Source organism: Undibacterium sp. SXout20W, from assembly GCF_049340285.1.
Lineage (GTDB): Bacteria > Pseudomonadota > Gammaproteobacteria > Burkholderiales > Burkholderiaceae_D > Undibacterium.
Window position 1 is genome coordinate 1 of the sequence record NZ_JBMPPH010000044.1, and the last position, 21,429, is coordinate 21,429.

General features: G+C 45.3%; 17 protein-coding genes and 1 pseudogene. 5 read left to right on the top strand and 13 right to left on the bottom strand.

What is annotated here, in order from left to right; genetic code table 11:
- A pseudogene (locus ACO0K1_RS16835) lies at positions 1–116 on the top strand (IS30 family transposase); the annotation flags it as partial.
- Positions 117–296: 180 nt separating this feature from the next.
- Here ACO0K1_RS16835 and ACO0K1_RS16840 read toward each other — a convergent pair.
- From ACO0K1_RS16840 to ACO0K1_RS16865, 6 genes are all read right to left on the bottom strand, one after another.
- Entirely contained in the window at positions 297–2,972 is a 2,676-nt protein-coding gene (locus ACO0K1_RS16840) for an EAL domain-containing protein (RefSeq protein ID WP_423027813.1), read from the bottom strand.
- A gap of 130 nt (positions 2,973–3,102) precedes the next feature.
- Positions 3,103–6,699, bottom strand: a complete 3,597-nt coding sequence (locus ACO0K1_RS16845; RefSeq protein WP_423027815.1) for a response regulator — start codon at positions 6,697–6,699, stop codon at positions 3,103–3,105.
- A gap of 92 nt (positions 6,700–6,791) precedes the next feature.
- A complete protein-coding gene (locus tag ACO0K1_RS16850; protein ID WP_423027817.1) occupies positions 6,792–7,595 on the bottom strand; it encodes a substrate-binding periplasmic protein in 804 nt (267 codons plus the stop codon).
- Positions 7,596–8,327: 732 nt separating this feature from the next.
- Positions 8,328–9,323, bottom strand: a complete 996-nt coding sequence (lipA, locus tag ACO0K1_RS16855; RefSeq protein ID WP_423027819.1) for a lipoyl synthase — start codon at positions 9,321–9,323, stop codon at positions 8,328–8,330.
- 33 nt (positions 9,324–9,356) lie between these two features.
- Positions 9,357–10,025 carry a lipoyl(octanoyl) transferase LipB gene (gene lipB, locus ACO0K1_RS16860; protein ID WP_423027821.1) on the bottom strand — a complete coding sequence of 223 codons (669 nt, stop codon included), beginning with the start codon at positions 10,023–10,025 and terminating at the stop codon, positions 9,357–9,359.
- Positions 10,026–10,309: 284 nt separating this feature from the next.
- The gene (locus ACO0K1_RS16865; RefSeq protein ID WP_423027823.1) at positions 10,310–10,633 is read right to left on the bottom strand and encodes a DUF2917 domain-containing protein; all 324 of its coding nucleotides are present in this window, start codon (positions 10,631–10,633) and stop codon (positions 10,310–10,312) included.
- Positions 10,634–10,820: 187 nt separating this feature from the next.
- Between ACO0K1_RS16865 and gcvA the strand changes: the two genes are divergently transcribed.
- Positions 10,821–11,711: a transcriptional regulator GcvA gene (gene gcvA / locus ACO0K1_RS16870; protein ID WP_423027825.1), complete on the top strand. Its 891-nt coding sequence runs from the start codon at positions 10,821–10,823 to the stop codon at positions 11,709–11,711.
- Between the two features lie 58 nt (positions 11,712–11,769).
- Here gcvA and ACO0K1_RS16875 read toward each other — a convergent pair whose 3' ends face one another.
- Complete coding sequence (locus ACO0K1_RS16875; protein ID WP_423027827.1) at positions 11,770–12,570, bottom strand: DeoR/GlpR family DNA-binding transcription regulator; 801 nt, start codon at positions 12,568–12,570, stop codon at positions 11,770–11,772.
- A 326-nt stretch (positions 12,571–12,896) separates the two neighbouring features.
- Here ACO0K1_RS16875 and glpD point away from each other — a divergent pair, with 326 nt between their 5' ends.
- The 3 genes from glpD to ACO0K1_RS16890 all read left to right on the top strand — a co-directional run bounded on the left by glpD (position 12,897) and on the right by ACO0K1_RS16890 (position 17,008).
- Positions 12,897–14,399, top strand: a complete 1,503-nt coding sequence (gene glpD, locus ACO0K1_RS16880; RefSeq protein WP_423027829.1) for a glycerol-3-phosphate dehydrogenase — start codon at positions 12,897–12,899, stop codon at positions 14,397–14,399.
- A 213-nt stretch (positions 14,400–14,612) separates the two neighbouring features.
- On the top strand, positions 14,613–16,112 hold the full coding sequence (gene glpK, locus ACO0K1_RS16885) for a glycerol kinase GlpK (RefSeq protein ID WP_423027859.1): 1,500 nt from the start codon (positions 14,613–14,615) through the stop codon (positions 16,110–16,112).
- A 188-nt stretch (positions 16,113–16,300) separates the two neighbouring features.
- A complete protein-coding gene (locus tag ACO0K1_RS16890) occupies positions 16,301–17,008 on the top strand; it encodes an MIP/aquaporin family protein (protein WP_423027831.1) in 708 nt (235 codons plus the stop codon).
- Between the two features lie 130 nt (positions 17,009–17,138).
- On the opposite strand, the gene ACO0K1_RS16895 is transcribed toward ACO0K1_RS16890, so the two are convergent.
- The 6 genes from ACO0K1_RS16895 to ACO0K1_RS16920 form a co-directional block, all read right to left on the bottom strand.
- Entirely contained in the window at positions 17,139–17,414 is a 276-nt protein-coding gene (locus ACO0K1_RS16895; protein ID WP_423027833.1) for a DUF493 family protein, read from the bottom strand.
- 86 nt (positions 17,415–17,500) lie between these two features.
- Entirely contained in the window at positions 17,501–18,346 is an 846-nt protein-coding gene (locus ACO0K1_RS16900) for a D-amino acid aminotransferase (RefSeq protein WP_423027835.1), read from the bottom strand.
- 178 nt (positions 18,347–18,524) lie between these two features.
- Positions 18,525–18,767: a hypothetical protein gene (locus ACO0K1_RS16905; protein WP_423027837.1), complete on the bottom strand. Its 243-nt coding sequence runs from the start codon at positions 18,765–18,767 to the stop codon at positions 18,525–18,527.
- A 444-nt stretch (positions 18,768–19,211) separates the two neighbouring features.
- Complete coding sequence (locus tag ACO0K1_RS16910; RefSeq protein WP_423027839.1) at positions 19,212–20,360, bottom strand: D-alanyl-D-alanine carboxypeptidase family protein; 1,149 nt, start codon at positions 20,358–20,360, stop codon at positions 19,212–19,214.
- A 104-nt stretch (positions 20,361–20,464) separates the two neighbouring features.
- Positions 20,465–21,103: an alpha/beta hydrolase gene (locus tag ACO0K1_RS16915; RefSeq protein ID WP_423027841.1), complete on the bottom strand. Its 639-nt coding sequence runs from the start codon at positions 21,101–21,103 to the stop codon at positions 20,465–20,467.
- A complete protein-coding gene (locus ACO0K1_RS16920) occupies positions 21,100–21,426 on the bottom strand; it encodes a (2Fe-2S) ferredoxin domain-containing protein (protein WP_423027843.1) in 327 nt (108 codons plus the stop codon). The genes ACO0K1_RS16915 and ACO0K1_RS16920 overlap by 4 nt, the downstream gene beginning before the upstream one ends.
- Positions 21,427–21,429: the final 3 nt, after the last annotated feature.

Sequence of the window (21,429 nt, forward strand, 5' to 3'; positions counted from 1 at the left end):
GGGCGATGAACAGCTTAAATCATCGTCCCAGAAAATGTCTCGGCTTCAAAACGCCGCACCAAGTATTTATGAAGCAGTTACAATCGCATCAACATGTGGTTGCACTTCGAAATTGAATCCGCCATTGTATTCTATTCAGGATCTGGCTGTTAGCCGACAACTTATTTTCTTGTGTCCAGGTGTAGTTTTGTTTGTTTTTGCATATTTTCTATATCGCAAGGGACTGAAAAATTCTTCCAGTAAATTTGCGTAACATGCAGTCCCACAAAGAATAAACTCGTACCAATGCATCAGTCTTATTTTCGTTCAAATGCTGTCACTTCCCTTACCATGGCTTTTTTCAGAATATCCAGCAAATGGTCCAAATCGACAGGTTTGCTAAGAAAATGTTCGACACCAGCGAAATTGATCGCTTCTCGTAAAAGTTGCGTATTTGGTGTGCCGGTAATCAACACGCGCAGCACAGAGGGCGCGATTTTTCTTGCTTGGGCAAGTAATTCAACACCTGACTGACCAGGCAAATAATTATCTGCGATGATTGCAAATAATTGATTTGATAAGATGATTGACATGGCTTCACTGGCATCTTCGGCGCATAAAAAGTCTACCGATAACACATCAGATAGCCCTTCTACAATGAATTCTCGCATCGTAGCGCTATCGTCGACGACCAGCACTTTCAAACGCTCACTGGTTGGCATTAACAATTTCGGATCGAACATTCGTGATTTTTGTAACATCGGAATCACTTCTTCAGGTGGCACTGGCCGCGCAATCCAATATCCTTGCACCCGATCTGCTCCCAATTCGCAAAGCTGCCTGGCCTCACTCTCTGTTTCTGCACCTTCTGCTAATGCCACCATTGACAGGCTGTTGGCGAGTTGAATGACGGTATTCACAATGGCTCGGTCTTCTTGGTTCGAACATAAGCCTCTGGTAAATACCTGATCAATTTTCAAACAGTCCGCCGGAAATAATTTGAGATAACCAAGATTAGAATATCCGACGCCGAAATCATCAATGGCTAAACGAACGCCAAGGTTCTTTAGTCTATGCATGGTTTCGATACTCGCCACCGGATCGTTAAGCGACAAGCTTTCGGTAAGTTCAACCTCAAGACAAGAGGGGGGAATGCGATATCTTTTTATGACGTCTTCAATGTACGTCACCGTTTCGCCGCTACAAAATTCTGCCGCTGACATGTTAATGGCTACGGTCAGCCATTCGTAACCAAGTTCATGCCAGTCATGAATTTGTTTGCACGCAGTATCGAGCACCCAACACCCAATGGCTTTGATGAGATCTGTTTCTTCGGCAATCGGGATAAATCGGCCAGGAGGTAGCAATCCATATACCGGCGAATTCCAGCGTATTAATGCTTCAAACCCTGTTAAGGTGCCACTTCGCAGGTCGACTTGAGGTTGATAATAGAGGACCAATTCGTTATTGGAAATGGCGTTCCGTAATTGCTTTTCTAGTAGCATTCTATCTTCTGCAGCGGATTGCATTTCGTGCAAATAATATTGCGCTTTGTTATTTTTCTCGCTGGCTTTAGCGCGAAGCATTGCCATCGTGGCACGTCTCAATAGCACTTCAGCGGCGTCGCCATCTTCAGGGGACAGGGAAATTCCTACACTGCCATCCAAAACAATCTGTGAATTATTCAACAGCAATGGTGCCTGCAAGCATTCTAGAATGCGCTGCGCAATTAAATTCGAATTGTCAATTGGCACGATCTTGCAAACCGCTACAAATTCATCGCCATCTAATCTGGCGACGATATCAGGCTCCCGGATAATCTCGTTGAGTCGCAAAGCGATTTCACGCAACGCCTGGTCACCGTATTCATGGCCCAAATTATCATTAATAAATTTGAATTTATCTAAATTAATTAAGAACACTGCTACCTTATAATTTTCGCGAATTGCCGACTGAATTGTTTGGTTCAAGCGGTCAAGCAGTAGTTGGCGATTAGGTAATTTCGTCAGTGGATCATGCATAGAGCGATACTGCAAATCCATCTGGTATTGTTCATGATCGTTTAACTTTTTAATCCGTGAACGGTAATGTGAGACAAATACATACGTGATTGCGGCAGCCAGGATCAAGTCAATGAAGGAAATAAAAATGACTTCTTTCCACCACGGAGAAAATATCTCTTCTGAGGTCAATCCAAGGACAACATAGAGTGGCAAATTAGGTATTTGATTGACATAAGTAAACCGCTCATTCTGATCAAAAAAATGATGTGTGATTTGGACATTTGAAGTTGAAATCGAATTCGACGAATTATCCAGATCACCCCAGGAAATTTTCTTGCCGATGGATTCTAATGATTCGCGACCATTGAAATAGTTACTGATCGTGGTTAATTCAGCATTAAAAATCAGCAAAATATCATTATTTTTTAGCTGTAATCTGTTTCCTAAAAGTTGAGAAATCATTTGCCCAATTTTCAGTGATGAATACACTACGCCACCAAATTTTCCATCTTGCAGCGTGTAACGTCTGGCGCAAATTAATACCCATTCGTTCGTGCTTAAGTCACGTATGGGCTCACTAATCACCATACCTATATTTGCATCCTCCTGAAGTCGTTTGAAATATGCAGTGTTGCTGATATTAATTGTGATGTTTTCTCCGGATTTGACATTGCCGTGTACATCCGAATAGGTGAGTAAGATCAAGCCTGGGACGCGTCGTTCTAAAAAATAGAGTTGCTTATTTAAATTTGCGTTATCAGCATTTTCATGTTGAATATTGAATTGAACTTGATCCGCCGCAGCTTGTAAGGTGATATCAATCGTATGCAAGGAGCCTGCCGTTGCTTCTGTGACGATAGCGCCCAGGTTGTGGACGGTCAGTACCGCACGTTGATGATAATCATGATGACTTTGACGTAGATGTCCGAATGAAATACCGAAAACCAAAGCGATCAGTAAGAGCGGTATTAGTAAATAATATCGGATCATGGAACCAGTTCCTATCAAAAAACAGATAAAGTTGTGTCCACTTATTCGTTAAAGTCGAGATGGCTAACTAACGATCAGACATAGCGGCACACAATTCATTTTCCATCCAATTTGCTCTATCGGGTCGAACTTATTTTGTATTATTTTTCTCATCAAAATAGAGACGTAGGGAATTCATAATTTGCATTAATTCCACTCCAACAACTTGAATTTGTGGCTCTAACAATTCAGATGATTCACGCTCTCTGAACTGTTGTTCCAGAAGTTCGGCATTGAGTTGAAGCTTCGTCGCGCCGAGGTTAGCGGCGTTACCTTTGAGTGAGTGAGCCAAACGTTGAGCAGTTGTAAAATCTCCTTTAGCATGCGCTTCCCGCAGAGCCACAAATTCATTTTCTTGTGATTCCAAAAATTTCTTCAACACTTTTTCTAGTAGTGAGGTTTTGCCCATCATGTGCTTGAGTGCCAGTTTTAAATCAAGCCCTGCTATTTCTGGTCGCTCAGTAATCATTTCTTGATGTTCTGTAGCTGCAACTATCATAGTGGCAGCGGGCTTAATCCGTTGCTGCATACATAGGCGCATTTCACTTGAGCTGAGCGGATTAAAAAGAAAATCATTGGTGCCGACCGATAAATACTGTTCGCGGTCGCTACGTGACATTTTTTCTGCAATGACGACGATGGATAAATTTTGGTAGCCCTCAAGTTTGCGTATTCGCTGCACGACGATCACGCCATGTTCTACCGGTCCCTGCAATTCGACAAGGACCATTTGATATGGTCGGCCGTCAATAAACCCTTCAATTAATTTATCAAGGCCCGCATTTTCATCCTCTGCCACGTCGGCGCTAAGGTGGTCTGATTTACCGAGTTCAGAAAAAGCCTTTTTGCTCTCTGGGTTATCAGAGACAAGTAATACGCGTGTGTTTTTTCCAAAATCTGCATTACTTACCATTGCTGGCGGATTGACTGCACCGATTCCTGGTCGTGGCCTTACCCAATCCAATAATGCTTTCCAAAGCTCGTCCTGGTCTATTGGCTTCGTCACAAAGGCATTCATGCCAGCACTCAAGCATCGATCACGGTCAACCTTCATTGCATTGGCGGTCATCGCTACGATGGGTAAATCGGCGGGTGTATGGGATTGACGAATATGTCTGGTGGCGACGACACCGTCCATTACCGGCATTTGCATATCCATTAAAACAATGTCATACGGACGGCCTTCTACAAACCTTGCTTGAACCATATCGATGCTAATCTTACCGTCTTCAGCAATATCAACTTCAAGGTTGGCGGATTGCAATAATTCGCACGCTATTTCCTGATTGATGACGTTATCCTCAACGAGCAACACTCGAGCACCTTTGATTGAATCTAAATTAACTGTCGATGGCGCAGGTTTGTTATGGATGTGGTTGGTGTGTTGTTTGACTGGGTTATGTCGCATCAGTTGGGACATGGTGTCGACCAATTCTGAAGCGTTCACTGGTTTGCGTAGCACGTGCTCAATACCGAGACTTTCTGCATCGTTGACTAGTTCCTGGCATCGATGTGCGGTCGCCATCAAAATAAAAGGCGAAGTCTTTAAATGCATTTTTTGGATGGTTTCAATAGTTTGCAAACCATCCATGCCGGGCATTCTCCAATCCATCATGATAAATTCAAATGATTTATCACTATTTTGCTTTTGCTGTAGGATATCGATACACACTTGCCCCGACTCTGCGTGTTCTGCATTGAAGCCGATCCCCGATAACATCGAACAGAGTCCCACCGCCGCGGCTTCATTGTCATCAACGACCAAAACGCGCTTACCGCGTAGCTCTTCTCTGGAGGTGGAGATAAATGTTTCGGAGGAACCAACACCAACGCGGGCAGTAAACCAGAATGTCGCACCTTTTCCTTCCACGCTCTCAACACCGACTGTTCCGTCCATACTTTCCGCCAGCTTTTTGCTAATTGCGAGCCCTAATCCAGTGCCGCCATACCGGCGCGTAGTACTGGAATCGGCTTGTTCAAAGCTGTGAAATAGCCGTGCCATTTGTTCTTGAGTCAGACCAATTCCCGTATCGGTAACCTGAAATTTTAATAATGCATCGGTCTCATTTTTTTCTTCAACGCTGATATCAATACTGACTTCCCCAGTATGGGTAAACTTAATGGCGTTGGTAACATAATTAATTAATACTTGGCCGATGCGTAAAGGATCTCCGAGAAGTACGGTGGGTAACCTTGCATCCAGATTCAGCAATAATTCCAAGCCCTTTTCTTCTGCTTTCGAAGAAAGTAAATTAAGCAAGTTATCAGTGACGCGGTAGATGCCAAAGGGGATGGTTTCGATATCTAGTTTTCCCGCTTCAATTTTAGAGAAATCGAGGATATCGTTGATGATTCCTAATAAATTCTCGCCACTTTGTTTAATCTTTTGCAGATAGTCGGCAATCCGCTTTGGCATATCGTATTTCAAGGCGATGCCGGACAAACCAATAATTGCGTTCATTGGTGTTCTAATTTCGTGGCTCATATTCGCCAAAAATACGCTCTTTGCTTGACTGGCAGATTCTGCGAGTTCTTTGGCATTCAGCATTTCTCGTGAAGCCTGGCGCTGTAATGTGATGTTTTCGACGAGCCACATTGCCCCTTTGGAAAAATCATTAACGTCGACGGCTGACGCAGTATGAGCGACTTCACAAACGGTACCATCTTTGCACTTCAGAACACCTTCAGATCTGAAGGTTTCCCCTTTAGCGATGACCTCAAGGGCATGTTTGAGTTTCTGATGTTCACTATCATTGACATGGATCAGACGAGTGTTTTGACCTTCAAGCTGTCCGGGGGCATATCCAAGCATTTTTTCGAACGCAACATTCGGGCGGCGAATATACCTTTCATCTGTATTCCCGACAATATTGCAAATACCGATCGAGGCATTGTTTAGTACCAGGTCGATTTCATTCAGGCTTGTATTCAGATGTGCCTGTTCTATTTCTAATTCTTCCGTACGTTTTTTGACAAGGTATTCAAGATTTTGCTGTGTTTGCAGCAATTCTTGCTCGGCTAATTTGCGCGTACTTATTTCTGTTTGTAATTCTTCAATGGCATTTTTCAGGCGTAAAACGACTTCATCCAAGACCTTGTTAACCAGGTCTATTTCGTCGCCGCGAGTGCGATCGAGATGAGATTCAGAATTCAATGTTGTCAGAGGTTCGGATTGTGTCAAAAAGTTCAAGCCATGTACTTTTTCCGCGAGGTTTTGTACGCGTCTGGTCACCAGACGTCGCATGACATACATCATGAAAAGTGCGACCAGAAAGGTCTTGAAAGCATTACTCACCAATATGGATGCCGCTTGTTCAGCAATCCGTTGATAGATCAGATCAATACTGGCTGTTACATACAAATCGGCAATCGTCTCTTTTTCTCCATTGTCGCCTTCGTGCCGGAGGACAAACACACGTTCAATCACATGCGTAGAAGCGCGCTTACCGTGTTCCCATGTCTTACCATTCGTGGTGACAATCCGCGCGAGTTCGATGCCGGGCAATTGCACCATCGCTTTCAACCCTAATTCGATTTGCTTCTTGTCATAATTCCACACGCTGTCAGTCACGCTAGGAACATAGGCACCAACCTGTTCCAGAGTTTCATAGAGGTCTGAACGTTGCTGGCGATAATTCATGCTTAATTGAATGATCGTGATCACCAAGGTTAGCAGTGAGCTAAACATGATGATCTGTACTATCAAACGTTTACTTAGTCTATCCGTGTCGATAATATTGGTCATAGAGATGGGAATAAAAATGATTGTTTTCTCATTCTTTACATCTTAGGCATCTTATATTGAGGCAAAGTTTGTAACTCTTTGAGCGCCTTTTCAAGCTGTTCAACCATCTTCTGACCTTCCGCCGTTTTGGGAGCCCCAAGGACGACGAAATCTAATTTATAAACCGTTTCACCTCGGATATTTTGATTGTTGATCTTATCGAGTGCGGTAGAAACTGGGCCCGCATAGTCCATAAAATAATCTGCACGTCCGTTGATCATCATCTCTAAGCCAGCCTCGCGGGTCGATGCTTCTTCAACTTTGGTTTTGGTCTCTTTGTTAGAAAGAAAATCCAGAACGCCACCATAACCATAACCCGCTAACCGGATAATTCGCTTACCTGCTAAATCTTCCACATTCTTAATATTTGGCACACTATTGAGATGAATCGCTCGCAATTCATCGACAAAAATCGGTACTGTCCCCACAGCACAAAAAGCGGCACGTTTGGGACTGTTGCCTAAAATCGTGAAATTAACGGTGCCGTCTTTGAGAGATTCTTCAATTCTGGTGGTAGGCAAAATGCGTAGACGAGGTTTATAGCCTAGCTTCTTGATTGCGGCTTCTGCTAGTTGAAACAAATAACCGTCTGGATTTCCCTGTTTATTGGTAATGCCAACAGGCGGATATTCAGCAAAACCGAACACCATTTCGCCACCCGGCGCTGGCACGCTGGATTCAGAAAAAGCAACGGCAGGGAGCGACAGCGAAAGTATCGCAAATGCAAATTTGATGGGGATTCTTAAAACAAGGCGGCTAACATACGAAAAAAAGTCGCTTATTGAATATAAATCGCACATAAAACTCTCCTGATAAAAATGTTCAAAACCTGAAATTTTGTTGCTAAGCGGGAAAGAAATTCTATGTCACTGTCGCGGAACGCATTGGCGAGCGTATTTATTATTGCGTGTACGAAATAAATAATAGGTGTATTTAGTCAAAAACACCAACGCTAAATGGCCATAATCACCGTTTAACAACAAGCGATAACAGTGGAAAAATTGACGTCAGGCAAGTATCGTTTTCTTTAAGTTAATTTCTTGTGTATTGATCTGACAAAATTGCCCATTAGCATCATGAGAAATTTTGACGACACTTTGACGGATCAGATAGACCTATGGTTGATGGTATTGAGGTGCACGAAGTTTTTCCAAATTCGCGGAGTGGGCGACTGATTGCTTGATTTGAAATGTCTGCAATCGTCTTTAGTCAGGCGGGATTTTTCGTAAGACGGGAGCCCTAAGCATCAGCGTCTTTAAGATTCACAAAAATGTTTATCTTAATCCGCTGAAGAAACTAATCGATATTCGTCTCGGATACAGCGGAATTTTCCGGAAACTTAGCATCGATGATTTTCGATAAATCATCGAATATTCAAAAAGTATTCAGCAAATAAAATTGATTTATAACGATTGTTTTGCAGAACGAAACACGTCGTACAATATCTTTTGAACGCAATCAGAAAATTGGCCAAATCAATCGCGGTGACGCGATTGATTTTCTTGTACTCTATTAGCTCATTACGACTAACGTTACTCGCCAATCCCATGCGCCTGTTGATCCGCATGGTAGCTCGAACGAACCATCGCACCGACCGCTGCATGCGCGAAGCCCATTTTGTAGGCTTCTTCTTCATACATTTTGAACACATCAGGATGTACGTAACGGCGCACTGGCAAGTGGTGACCACTTGGTGCCAGATACTGGCCGATGGTCAACATGTCAACATTATGCGCACGCATGTCGCGCATGACTTGTAAGACTTCTTCATCGGTCTCGCCGAGGCCAACCATGATGCCGGATTTGGTCGGTGTGTTCGGGTGCATTTCTTTAAAGCGTTTCAACAGATTTAAAGAGTATTCGTAGTCAGAACCCGGGCGTGCTTCTTTATAGAGGCGCGGTGCGGTTTCCAGATTGTGGTTCATCACATCTGGCGGTGCCATGTTCAGAATCTCTAAAGCGCGATCCATACGACCGCGGAAATCTGGCGTCAGAATTTCGATGCGTGTTGTTGGTGACAGTTCGCGGATTTTGCTGATGCATTCAGCAAAATGGGCGGCGCCGCCATCGCGCAAATCGTCGCGGTCAACAGAAGTGATAACAACATAGCTGAGTTTTAAATCAGCAATGGTTTTTGCCAGATTCGCGGGTTCGTTGACATCAAGTGGATCTGGACGGCCATGACCCACGTCGCAGAATGGGCAGCGGCGGGTGCATTTGTCTCCCATGATCATGAAGGTGGCAGTACCTTTACCAAAGCATTCGCCAATATTCGGGCAGGAGGCTTCTTCACAGACCGTCACCAGTTTATTGGCGCGCAGGATGTCTTTGATTTCATAAAAACGGGTGGTTGGTGAACCTGCTTTGACACGTATCCAGTCTGGTTTCGGCAGACGTTCCATCGGTACAATCTTGATAGGAATACGCGCAGTCTTACTCGCGCCTTTTTGCTTTTCAGTCGGATCGTAGGCGGCAGTAGCCGCATTGCTGGTGTCAGCAGGAGAGACAGGAGTATTTTCGGTTGTCATGATACGGAGCGGTGTCGAAAAATTTCAAAAAATTCAATCGGGTGCAGACAATAAGTCTTGCAAATTCTGTGCGAGGGCATTTTGTACATCGGCTAAGGCTGCATGGACGCCCAGAGTTTTCATGTCCACGGTTGCCAGTCCGGCATAACCACAAGGGTTGATCCATGAAAACGGTGCTAAATCCATATCTACATTTAAAGATACGCCATGATAGGTGCAACCATTACCGCGTATTTTGAGACCTAACGCCGCAATTTTTGCGCCTTTAAATGGCCCGTCGCAAACATAAATGCCAGGTGCGCCTTCCTTGCGTTCGCCAGCCAGATTATACGCTGCCAGCGTGTCGATGACGGCTTGTTCTATCTTATGGACGAATTCTCGTGCAAATAAACGTGCTTTGGGGTGGCTACGACGCAAGTCCATCATGAGATAAATGACAACCTGACCCGGGCCATGATACGTGACTTCGCCACCGCGGTCAGTTTGAACCACAGGGATATCATGCGCAGCCAACACGTGCGACTGATCGGCGCCCAACCCCAGCGTAAATACCGGCGGATGTTCGACAATCCAAAATTCATTGGGCGTATTAGCATCACGCGCGTCAGTAAAGGCGCGCATCGCATCGAAGGTCTGCGGATAAGGCTCAGTGCCACGCTGCAGAATGATGGGCATAGTGGAAGTAGAGGTACTGTTTTGCATAGACCGCTAGTTTAACATTCTTGACTGGCGATGGCCGTTTTTCCTGCGGACAAATAGAAACAAGTAGTTAACATCAGCATGACTCGCCGATGGCAGATACTCTCAAGCAGGTTTAGTTTGCTAATTCGACGAAGACTCGAACCTAGCGGTATTTTATTGCCAGCTCAAAACTGTTGGAGCTGCTGAAGTTGTTGAAGTTGCTGAGCTGCTATCGGGCTAACGACATTGCAATCCTGTTAAGAGCACGCAGATATGACGCAAGCCCGATTATTACCCTTACAGCTTTAAGCAAAAACGTGTGTCAGCTTTTGTGATAACTTTTGCAAATAATTTGCCACCAAAAATTCAGGCTGATTTGTCACGACCTGGCTGGTCACTGTTTGCAATTCGATCAAACTTGCTTGTTGATCTGACTCTACCACTACCATGCGATTAGCAGGAATGACAACGGTTTCATCATCAGTCAACCAAAAATCGCAATCGTCACCAGCGATTGTCAACCAAACGCGACCACACACGACTCTGACTTTACGATCGACAGGGGACACGCCAGAAAGTGTTTTTCCAGCAGTGATAGTGTAAGATGGGTTTGCGAAATTATTTGTCATTTCCGTGCTCCTTGTTGTGCAGCAAAAAATCAATTAAAAATTGACTTGTTAGGGGAAAATCCAATGCTGCATTGCGATGAGAGCATTGTAGGCGCTACTAGTTAAGAAACAAAACGAGAAATTTTGGCTTTGCTTGCTAATAAAATTCACATTGTTATGTGTATTCCTGATGACGGATATATGAAAAATGGATATCAGAAAATTGCCTAATTTAGCAGCACTTCGTGCCTTTGAAGCAGCAGCCCGTCATCAGAATTTTTCCAAGGCGGCGGAAGAAATTCATCTGACGCATGGTGCCGTCAGTCATCAAGTGCGTGGACTGGAAGAAGAGTTGGGTGTCGAGTTATTCGTACGTCGTGGTAAACGTTTAGAGCTCAATGTCGAAGGGGAGCGGTATGCGTTGGCGATTCGTCAGACATTGCAAAATTTGGTCGAAGCCACCGAACAATTACAAAAGCGCAATCAACAAAAACGCTTAGGAATTACCTCATTGCCATCGTTTGCTGCGCGATGGTTGTCGCCGCGTCTCGGTCGATTTATTGAGAATTATGCAGACCTTGAGGTAAGTTTGCAGTCGAGTAATCAATTGTCTGATTTTTCGCGTGATTCGATTGATATCGGGATTCGCTTTGGTCTTGGTAATTACCCAGGACTGGTGTCTGAATTTTTGATGGGAGATTATTATTACCCGGTGGTGAGTCCGTATTATCACGGCGGCCATTTGCCAGCGACACCGGCAGAATTGGCCGCCTCTAATTTGTTGCGATGTGATGAAGAGCCATGGAAACCGTGGTTCCGTGCTGCCGGTTTAGATAACGAGGAGCCAACCAATGGTCTGGTGTTTCAGGATGCGTCGATTCTCGCCCGTGCTGCTGTCGACGGTCAGGGTATCGCACTAGGACGGCATGAAATCGTGCAATCAGACATCCAAAGCGGTCAGTTAATCCGCTTGTTTGATATCGAAATTCCATGTCCGGTTTCCTACCATTTGGTGTATCAGGAACAAGCTTTGCAAAAACCGCAAGTGCGTGCTTTTCGTGAATGGCTCCTCAATGAGGTCGCGTTGGCAAAACGTTGAGTAATTACCCTATTTTCGCGCATACTTTTCGGTGAATCATCAAAGATAGTTGTGGCGTTCAAGCAAGCACGATTTTAGTTTTTACTTTTTCAAATGTTGCTTGCATTGGTTCTGGTACTGGCTGGTCCGTGAACAACATATCGATCTGCGACATGTGGCCTAATTTGACGAGTGCAGGGCGATCAAATTTAGAATGATCCGCCGCCAAAAATACGGTTCTGGAATGGTGAATAATAGCCTCAGAAACGCGCACTTCACGATAGTCAAATTCACGTAGAGTGCCATCCATTTCTATGCCTGAAATGCCAATAATTCCAAAATCGACTTGAAATTGACGAATCACGTCAACCGCTGCTTCGCCAGTCAGTCCGCCATCTCTGGGGCGCACGACGCCGCCAGTGACAATCACTTCGATATCCTGATAGTTGCACATGATGCTGGCAACATTCATGTTGTTGGTGATAACTCGTAAATTTCTGTGATTGGACAGCGCCCGCGCAATTTCTTCTGTGGTTGTCCCCAGATTAATGAACAAGGTGGCATGGTCTGGAATATGTTGCGCTACTGCGGCAGCAATCTGTCGTTTCTCGTCGGAAAGCAAAGTTTGGCGGGCGTTATACGCCATATTTTCTGCGCTGGAGGTGAGTCCTACGCCACCATGGAACCGGCGCAACAAATTCATATCTGCCAATAAATTGATATCGCGTCGTATGGTTTGTTGCGTGACTCTGTATTGCGCTGCCAATTGCTCAACTGAAGCAAATCCTCCTCTTTGTACGCCAGCTAATAATTCTTGTTGCCGCAGGTTCAGTGTCTGAGTAGTTGACTGATCATACGACTGGAGCACGGCTTTAGACATGTACAAGCATCCTTCGGCAAAAGAGGAAATGTTTGAAAACGAAAATTGATTGAATAAGTTCATTTTAAACGAAGCTTGTATCAAGCATATTTCAACCCGATAAAAGAGAGAAATTTATTAAAAAAATACTTTTTTACATTTACTGTTGTGAAAATGCTTCTGTGCAGAAAGTTTATTAAAATGTTTGAAAACGAACTTGAACTTATTCATTTGATGATTTATGATCGTTTTCGAACATGAATACTGATATTGGTCATATGAAAATTTCATCAGTTTGTCGTGTTTTCCGCTCGTATAATTCTTTTATTGCAAACTGGCCTGACATCATGACGAATGATCTGCATTACGATTTACTGGTTGTAGGTGGTGGCATTAACGGTGCAGGAATTGCGCGTGATGCTGCGGGTCGTGGTTTGCGAGTTTTATTGTGCGAAAAAGATGATCTTGCCGGTCATACTTCATCGGCGAGTACCAAGCTGATTCATGGTGGTCTACGGTACCTTGAGTACTATGAATTTGGTCTCGTACGCAAAGCCTTGAAAGAGCGCGAAGTCTTGCTGCGCGCTGCGCCTCATATCATCTGGCCGCTACGTTTTGTGATGCCACACGTTCCGCATCTGCGGCCAGCATGGATGATACGCGCTGGGTTGTTTTTGTACGATCATCTCAGCAGACGTGAATTATTACCTGGGTCCTGCGGTGTTAATCTGGATACGCATACACTTGGTGCCCCTTTGCATGACAGCATGCACAAAGGCTTTGTATACTCGGATGCATGGGTCGATGATGCCCGTCTGGTCGTGCTCAATGCGATGGATGCGCAAGAACGTGGCGCGCGTATTCTGACACGCACAAAATTGCAATCAGCGCATCGTGAAGGGGGATTGTGGCATGCAACTTTACTGAAAAATAATCAGACACAAATCCCGGTATTAGCACGCGCCATCGTGAATGCCGCCGGACCTTGGGCTAGTGAACTACTCCATCAGCATTTACATCAAACTGCCAAAAATGACGTGCGTCTGGTAAAGGGGAGTCATATTGTCGTGAGAAAAATGTTTGAGCACGATCATGCCTATATTTTTCAAAATCCGGACAAACGTATTATCTTTGCTATCCCTTACGAACATGAATTTACGCTGATTGGCACCACGGATCTTGAATATAAGGGTGATCCTGACAGTGTAAAAATTTCCTCCGAAGAAGTCGCCTATTTATGTGATTCAGCGAACCGATATTTTAAACAAAGCATCAATCCAGCAGACGTGTTGTGGACTTATTCCGGTGTCCGACCGCTGCTGGAGCAGGAAGATGCAGCCAACCCGTCGGCAGTGACGCGTGATTATCACCTTGAGTTAGATACGCTCGATGGTCAGGCGCCAATATTGTCTGTGTTTGGTGGGAAAATGACGACCTTCCGTTGCCTCGCTGAAGAAGCAGTCAATATGCTTGAACAGCCTTTGGGCATTGCACAGAAACCATGGACGGCAAAGGCTTCTTTACCAGGCGGTGATATTCCAGATGCTGACTTTTCAGGGTTTTTTGATCGCTTTCAATCAGGCTACCCCTGGTTGCCAAAAGCCCTCGCGCATCGTTATGCCCGTAGTTACGGTACCCGAGCACAACGTATGCTGGCGGATTGCCAATCACTATCAGACTTAGGTGCAGAAGTGAGTCCTGGCTTGTTTGAGATAGAGGTCAATTATCTTGTAGAGCATGAATGGGCACGTAGTGCCGAAGATATTTTATGGCGGCGAAGTAAGCTGGGTTTGCATACCACACAGGAAGCAATTACGGCACTACAAGCATACTTGGCGCGAAAACATTAAGCCATTGCGTGCCTCCTTTCAACCGAAATATCCTCACTGTCGATCAGCGCTGCCACATTAGCGACTTCGACGTACGCGAAGATATTTAGAGGGTTAACCACATTAGCAGTTCAGCGGGACGAATAAAACTGGTCGAAAAGCCCTTGTCCCAGGCAATGGCTCAAAGCTGGTAAATAAAATAAAAATCGGAGATCAACCATGGAGAAGACCCAGATGGATAGTAAATATATTCTGGCATTAGATCAGGGCACCACGAGTTCACGCGCGGTGTTGTTTGATCATAGCGGTAGTATCGTTGCAGTCGCACAAAAAGAATTTCAACAAATTTATCCACAACCGGGTTGGGTCGAACATGATCCACAAGAAATCTGGTCGACGCAAGCTGGCGTTGCCGCCGAAGCAGTTGCTCATGCCGGCTTGGCTGGAGGCTCAATTGCCGCCATCGGTATAACAAATCAACGTGAAACGACCATCGTTTGGCATAAAGAAACCGGTCGTCCTTTGTACAATGCGATCGTATGGCAAGATCGCCGTACCGCTGAATTTTGCGATCAATTGAAAGCACGTGGATTGGAAGATAAATTTCGGTCGAAAACTGGTTTGCCGATTGATGCATATTTTTCAGCGACCAAAATACGCTGGATTTTAGATAACGTTGCTGGCGCGCGTGAACTCGCCAACCGAGGTAAATTGGCCTTTGGTACTGTTGATAGCTGGCTCGTGTGGAATTTCTCGCAGCAAGCATTGCATGTGACGGATGTCACCAATGCTTCACGCACGATGTTGTTCAATATTCATACCTTGCAGTGGGATGAGGAACTCCTGGATATACTGGAAATACCACGTAGTATGTTGCCAGAAGTTCGCTCGTGTTCTGAAATTTACGGCAAAACTAAAACGACTTTGTTCGCTTCTGAAATTCCCTTGGCGGGCATTGCTGGTGATCAACATGCGGCCTTGTTTGGTCAAATGTGTGTCAAACCTGGAATGGTCAAGAATACCTATGGGACAGGTTGTTTTCTGGTAATGAATACAGGTACAAAGCCCATCGAATCTAGTAACAATCTCGTTACTACCATCGCATGGAAGATCGGAGATCAAGTTCATTATGCATTGGAAGGCAGCATCTTTATTGGTGGTGCTGTCGTGCAATGGCTTCGTGATGGCCTCGGCATTATTCGCCATGCCGCAGAAATTGAAGCGCTCGCTCAAAGTGTTCCTCACAGCGATGGCGTGTATTTGGTGCCGGCGTTTGCCGGACTCGGTGCGCCGCATTGGAATCCACGTGCGCGTGGAGCGATGTTTGGGGTGACGCGTGGCACAACGGCTGCCCATATTGCTCGCGCCGCACTCGATAGCATTGCCTATCAATCCGTTGACGTCTTAAAAGCGATGGAAGCTGACTTGGGGGATCGCATCGCAGAATTACGCGTCGATGGTGGTGCTGTGGCAAATAACTTACTGATGCAATTTCAGTCTGATATTTTAGGCGTAGATGTCGTGCGTCCCCAAATCACTGAAACGACAGCTTTGGGCGCCGCCTATCTTGCTGGTTTGGCGGTTGGCTTTTGGAAAGATCTCACAGAAATTCAAAGCCAATGGAAATTAGATCGGCGCTTTAAACCTTCTATGCCAGCTGACAAAGTCAGCGCCAACATGCACGGCTGGCAGCGTGCTATCAATGCAAGTAAAGCGTGGGCGGATGAGACATGACATGGTTCGATCTGCGCTGACAAGCTTCTTTTCCCATTATTAATTCAAGCAGCGACCACCGCTAAAAATTTGTCCAGACGATTTTTTCAGCTCCTTTGTTGAGTTGAGGGATTACTGTTGTCTGGGCAAATGACACAGGGTCACTCATGACTGTGGTGCGCGCTCTTTACATAGAAAATGAATACAAAATGAATCCTTTATTTGCTGAGTTCATTGGCACTGCCATGCTGGTTTTATTGGGTAACGGCGTTGTTGCTAATGTGATCTTACAAAAGACCAAGGGCTTCAACAGTGGCCTCGTCGTCATCGCACTTGGTTGGGCGATGGCTGTGTTTGTTGCCGTGTTTTGTACTGCGGCGGCAAGCGGCGGGCATTTGAATCCAGCGGTGACGATTGCTTTGGCTGTTGCTCACAAGTTCGCATGGGCGCAAGTGCCTGGCTACATCTTCGCGCAAATGGCCGGGGGTATGGCAGGCGCATTTCTAGTTTGGGTGGTGTATTACAAGCACTTTTCTGAAACTAGCTGCCAAGACTCTAAACTCGCCGTCTTTTGTACAGGCCCGGCTATCCGCAGTACGTATGGAAATTTGACTTCGGAAGCGATCGCTACTTTTGTTCTTGTGTTTGCGGTATTAAATATGGCGGTTCCGAATGTCGGCTTAGGTGCCATGAACGCGTTGCCAGTTGCCTTGCTAGTTTTAGGAATTGGTGTTTCTCTGGGCGGTACCACAGGCTACGCAATGAGTCCGGCACGTGATCTTGGTCCACGTATTATGCACGCAATTTTACCGATTCCGGGAAAGCGAGATAGTGACTGGAACTACGCGTGGGTACCCGTCGTCGGACCAATTCTTGGGGCAGTGTCTGCCGCACTATTATTTAGTATTACATCGTAAAAAATAAAGGAAATAAAATTTTTAGAAGTTTGACGACGTGAGCAGACCCCAATAAAGCTTGCGGTAAGCTACCTGAATTGGCAACTTACCGCAGGTTTGGCATCATCCTACCGTGTGTATCAGATAAGACTTAGAGAACCACTTTGACCATCGGATGCGCTGATAATTCGCGATACAAATTATCGAGCTGTTCGCGGCTGGTAGCCCACACGGTCACTGTCAACGCTAGGTAGCTACCTTTGCTGGAAGGTCGCATATCCATTTTCCCCGCATGAAAAGTCGGGTCATAGGTAGTCACTACGTCGACCATGGTTTGCGCAAAGGCATCATGCATTGCACCCATGATTTTGATCGGGAATTCGCTCGGATAAACGATCAGACTTTCTTCTGGGGGAATGGGTTTCATTTCCATCATAGTTCCATTTCATTATTCGCTTGTTTGCTTGATACTGCGACACCAGATCAAGCAATGAATACTGATGGCAGTGTGGTTTAGACCGCTTTAGCTTCCTGGTAGGCCTTAAACAATTGTTGGTAGATGGGGCCAGGTACGCCTTTTCCAATAGTCTGATCGTCAATCTGGACAACTGCAAGGACTTCTTTTGTCGCTGAAGAAAGCATGACTTCATCTGCTGAAAACACCTCTTGCCGCGTAATACGCCGAGCTTCGAAGGGGATTTTATGCGCCGCACAGAGCTCTTGTATTAAGCCGTAGCGTATTCCTTCCAGGATTAAATTATCGGTTGGTGGTCCCATTAAAATGCCATTTTTGACAATCCATACATTGGATGACGATGCTTCGGTCAGATAGTCATCCCGAAACTGGATAGTTTCAGTGACACCGTTTTCGGCAGCATTTTGTGCAGCCAGTACGTTACCAAGAAGAGAGATAGATTTGATTTCGCAACGTAACCAGCGCTTGTCTTCCATCGAAACACAAGCAACGCCTTGTTCTCTCGCTTTTGCCGTTGGCAAGACGATGGGATTTGTCATAATAAAGACTGTTGGTGTCGCTTCCTGAGGAAACGCATGCGCGCGCTTCGCGACACCGCGTGTAACCTGGATGTACACCATTTGATCGTCGGCTTCATGTGCACTCATGACCTGATCTATGAGAGTCAACCATTCTTCCTTGTTATGCGGATTGGTAATACCTATTGCAGCCAGACTGCGAAATAAACGCGCAAGATGTTGATCAGAACGAAACATTTTGCGCGCATACACAGGAATAACCTCATAAATTCCATCCCCAAAGATAAACCCGCGATCGAGTACCGGAATTTTAGCTTCAGAGATTGGGGTGAGGGCGCCGTTGAGATAGACCAGAGAGTCAGACATGGTAGTGTTTCCGTCAGTTTGAAGAAGAAAACATTTTTGCACGAATTAGGATACATGCTTATGCAAATAATGCATGTATCCCATGTATCCCATGTATCCCATGTGTCGGTTGTATCTTAAGTGATAGCGAAATTCATCGTTTTTGCGATGTCGTCGCTTTACTGCAAGACGACGTTTTTTATTTGCTACCCTTATTGCCTGTGGAGCTCATATTTGCTCTAGCTGCCATATCTTGCTGCATAAAAGCCAGTTCTTCAGGTGTCATCGACTTGATATCCTTTTTTGTATGACGCGGAATGTTGCTACCAGTGACGTAATCATCAGGATCAGTTGCAGATACTTTTGCGCCGTCTTTTGGTGCATCCGTTGATGCACAAGCTGCTAAAAATAGTGTGCATATGAATGGTGCAAATTTTTTCATTGGAATCACCTCTCTGGTTCGCGGAAAATGAAGTTTTACAAGGGCGCCTAATCAATAACTTTACGATATTTTGAACGTCGATACGATCAAAAAGCACGGTCAAAATATCACAATTTTTAACCTAAAAAACACAATTTGATGCAATTTTGGAAATTATCTCGTCGATAGAAATTTTCCCAAGCAAATTTATTTTTAACGCCGCCAACACTATATTTATCTTTTACGCCTGATTTTATTCCGCTGGCAGTGCTATTTTAATTGCTATAAATACATGAAATACTGATAATGGTGGTGATCAATATTGTTCTTTGACGTCGCTTGAAAGTAGCCCCGTTGTCGCGGAGGCCTGAAACGAAATAACCGCCTCTAAAGAGACGGTTATTGTTAAATGATTAATGCTGTAGCAGTAGCAGTAGCTGTAGCTGTATCGCTATGGCGATCAATTTACTTAAACATTAATCTGATCGAGTCCCAGGCACGTCCCAAAATACTTGCCTGATCAACCTGTTCCAAGGCAGTGACGGGGAAATCCGCAACTGACTTCCCGTCAAGCATCATTTTGACCGTACCGACTTTGCTATTTAAAGCAATCGGCGCGATCAGCGGATCTTTGCGTTCTAAGGCTGGCTTCAGTTTGGCTGCTGAACCCTTTGGCAGGGTGACATATAAGTCGTGATCAAAACCAATTTTGACTTGTCCCTGAGAACCTTTCCAGACTTGTGGTGTATCCAGAGTCTGGCCTTTGGCATACAGTTTTACCGTATCAAAATTGAGATAACCCCAGTTCAATAATTTGAGACTTTCCTGCGCGCGAATCTGATCACTGTCGGCGCCAGTAATGACCGAGATCAGACGGCGCTGACCACTGCCATTGGGGCGATTGGCGGATGAAATCAGGCAATATTTAGCGGTTTCAGTATGACCTGTTTTCATACCATCAACAGTAGGGTCTAACCAAAGCAGACGGTTCCGATTAGGTTGCGTGATCTTGTTATAGGTATAGCTTTTTGTACTGTAATACGTTTTATAGAAAGCGGGGAAATCACCGATCAGCCGTGCTGCTAAGGTTGATAAATCGCGTGCCGTTGAATAATTTTCAGGGCTCGGCAAACCATGCGGATTAGCATAATGAGTCGACTTCATGCCGATACGTTCTGCTTGACGATTCATTTGCACGACGAATGCTTCTTCGCTGCCTGCTACCGCTTCAGCAAGTGCGACGGCAGCATCATTACCTGAATCGACGATCAAACCATACAGGAGTTCATTAATCGTCACTGGCTTGTTCGGTTCAATGAACATTTTTGAACTACTTGAATCCACTTTCCATGCATGAGTAGAAACATTGACGCTCTGATTCAAGTCTAATTTTTTTTCATTAAGTGCAGTAAAGACCAGATAAGCCGTCATGATTTTCGTCAGCGAGGCGGGCTCAATACGCATGTCGGGTTCTTGCGCTGCGATTATCTGGCTACTCGTGACATCTAGCAATAACCACGATCTGGCGGCGATGGTTGGCGCCGGTAAGGACTGTGCCACTGCTGCAGACATGGTCAGCAGGGTGGTGGCAATAATGGCGAGAAATTTTTTCATTGATGCAACTTATTAAAATTAAAATTAAATATAAAAAAGAGGTGTGATTGCAATTTTTTTGAATAAGTTCGCGATAACCGCGCTTCATCAAAATAGCGAGTTTGTTAGTTTTTATCCCACAAACTGCTGACCAATTGCTTAATATGGTGCAGGCGGCGATGGAAAAAATGGTCCGCGCCGGGGATGACGGTGACTGGAATATCTTGTGGACGTAACCAGTCAAGAACCGCCGATAGAGGAATAGTATCGTCCAGTTCGCCGTGAATCAAAATCGTATTGGCTGGAATTTCTGGCATCGCCCACTTGCCTGCCGCTGCCCCAACGAGTACCAAACGTTCTGCAGCCTGGTTATTTGCCATCAGACGTTGCTGCAGGCAGGCTTGTACAAAGGTACCAAAAGAAAATCCCGCAAGTGCAACCGGTAACCCCGGAAAACGCTTGCGCATATGCTCTAACAGCAATGCCATATCGTCTGTTTCACCGACCCCGGCATCATGGGTGCCTGCAGATTCACCAACGCCGCGAAAGTTCATCCGAACCGTGGCATAACCGAGACCGGTGAAGGTACGTGCCAGAGTTTGTGCCACTTTGTTGTCCATCGTGCCGCCGTATAAAGGGTGCGGATGGGCGACTAACGCGAGGCCAATCGGCGATGCGATCATCTCAGGATCGGGTAAATCGAGCGCGCATTGGAGGGCACCAGCAGGGCCCGTAATCAGAAAATGTTCGGTTTGTGCATTCATGAATTCGATAATTTCAAACGTTCGACGGTACCACCACCAATCAAATCAACATCGATAATCTCATCGATGTCAGTTTGGTCGACAAAGGTGTACCAGGTTCCTTGCGGATAAACGACTAACACTGGGCCTTCGTCACATCGATCAAGGCAGCCAGCCTTGTTGATGCGGAACTTTCCATGACCATTCATATCGAGCTGCTTGACGCGGCGTTTCGCATGTTCTTGCGCCGCCTGGGCGCCGCGATCGGCACAACAAGGGCGACCATCGTCGCGCTGATTCATGCAAAAAAATACATGCTTTTGAAAATACAGAGGTTCAGACATGGT

Bases quoted from the DNA above. Each gene is read 5' to 3' on its own strand.
- ACO0K1_RS16840 (WP_423027813.1), bottom strand. From the start codon at position 2,972: ATGATCCGATATTATTTACTAATACCGCTCTTACTGATCGCTTTGGTT.
- ACO0K1_RS16845 (WP_423027815.1), bottom strand. From the start codon at position 6,699: ATGTTTAGCTCACTGCTAACCTTGGTGATCACGATCATTCAATTAAGC.
- ACO0K1_RS16850 (WP_423027817.1), bottom strand. From the start codon at position 7,595: ATGTGCGATTTATATTCAATAAGCGACTTTTTTTCGTATGTTAGCCGC.
- lipA (WP_423027819.1), bottom strand. From the start codon at position 9,323: ATGACAACCGAAAATACTCCTGTCTCTCCTGCTGACACCAGCAATGCG.
- lipB (WP_423027821.1), bottom strand. From the start codon at position 10,025: ATGCAAAACAGTACCTCTACTTCCACTATGCCCATCATTCTGCAGCGT.
- ACO0K1_RS16865 (WP_423027823.1), bottom strand. From the start codon at position 10,633: ATGACAAATAATTTCGCAAACCCATCTTACACTATCACTGCTGGAAAA.
- gcvA (WP_423027825.1), top strand. From the start codon at position 10,821: ATGGATATCAGAAAATTGCCTAATTTAGCAGCACTTCGTGCCTTTGAA.
- ACO0K1_RS16875 (WP_423027827.1), bottom strand. From the start codon at position 12,570: ATGTCTAAAGCCGTGCTCCAGTCGTATGATCAGTCAACTACTCAGACA.
- glpD (WP_423027829.1), top strand. From the start codon at position 12,897: ATGACGAATGATCTGCATTACGATTTACTGGTTGTAGGTGGTGGCATT.
- glpK (WP_423027859.1), top strand. From the start codon at position 14,613: ATGGATAGTAAATATATTCTGGCATTAGATCAGGGCACCACGAGTTCA.
- ACO0K1_RS16890 (WP_423027831.1), top strand. From the start codon at position 16,301: ATGAATCCTTTATTTGCTGAGTTCATTGGCACTGCCATGCTGGTTTTA.
- ACO0K1_RS16895 (WP_423027833.1), bottom strand. From the start codon at position 17,414: ATGAAACCCATTCCCCCAGAAGAAAGTCTGATCGTTTATCCGAGCGAA.
- ACO0K1_RS16900 (WP_423027835.1), bottom strand. From the start codon at position 18,346: ATGTCTGACTCTCTGGTCTATCTCAACGGCGCCCTCACCCCAATCTCT.
- ACO0K1_RS16905 (WP_423027837.1), bottom strand. From the start codon at position 18,767: ATGAAAAAATTTGCACCATTCATATGCACACTATTTTTAGCAGCTTGT.
- ACO0K1_RS16910 (WP_423027839.1), bottom strand. From the start codon at position 20,360: ATGAAAAAATTTCTCGCCATTATTGCCACCACCCTGCTGACCATGTCT.
- ACO0K1_RS16915 (WP_423027841.1), bottom strand. From the start codon at position 21,103: ATGAATGCACAAACCGAACATTTTCTGATTACGGGCCCTGCTGGTGCC.
- ACO0K1_RS16920 (WP_423027843.1), bottom strand. From the start codon at position 21,426: ATGTCTGAACCTCTGTATTTTCAAAAGCATGTATTTTTTTGCATGAAT.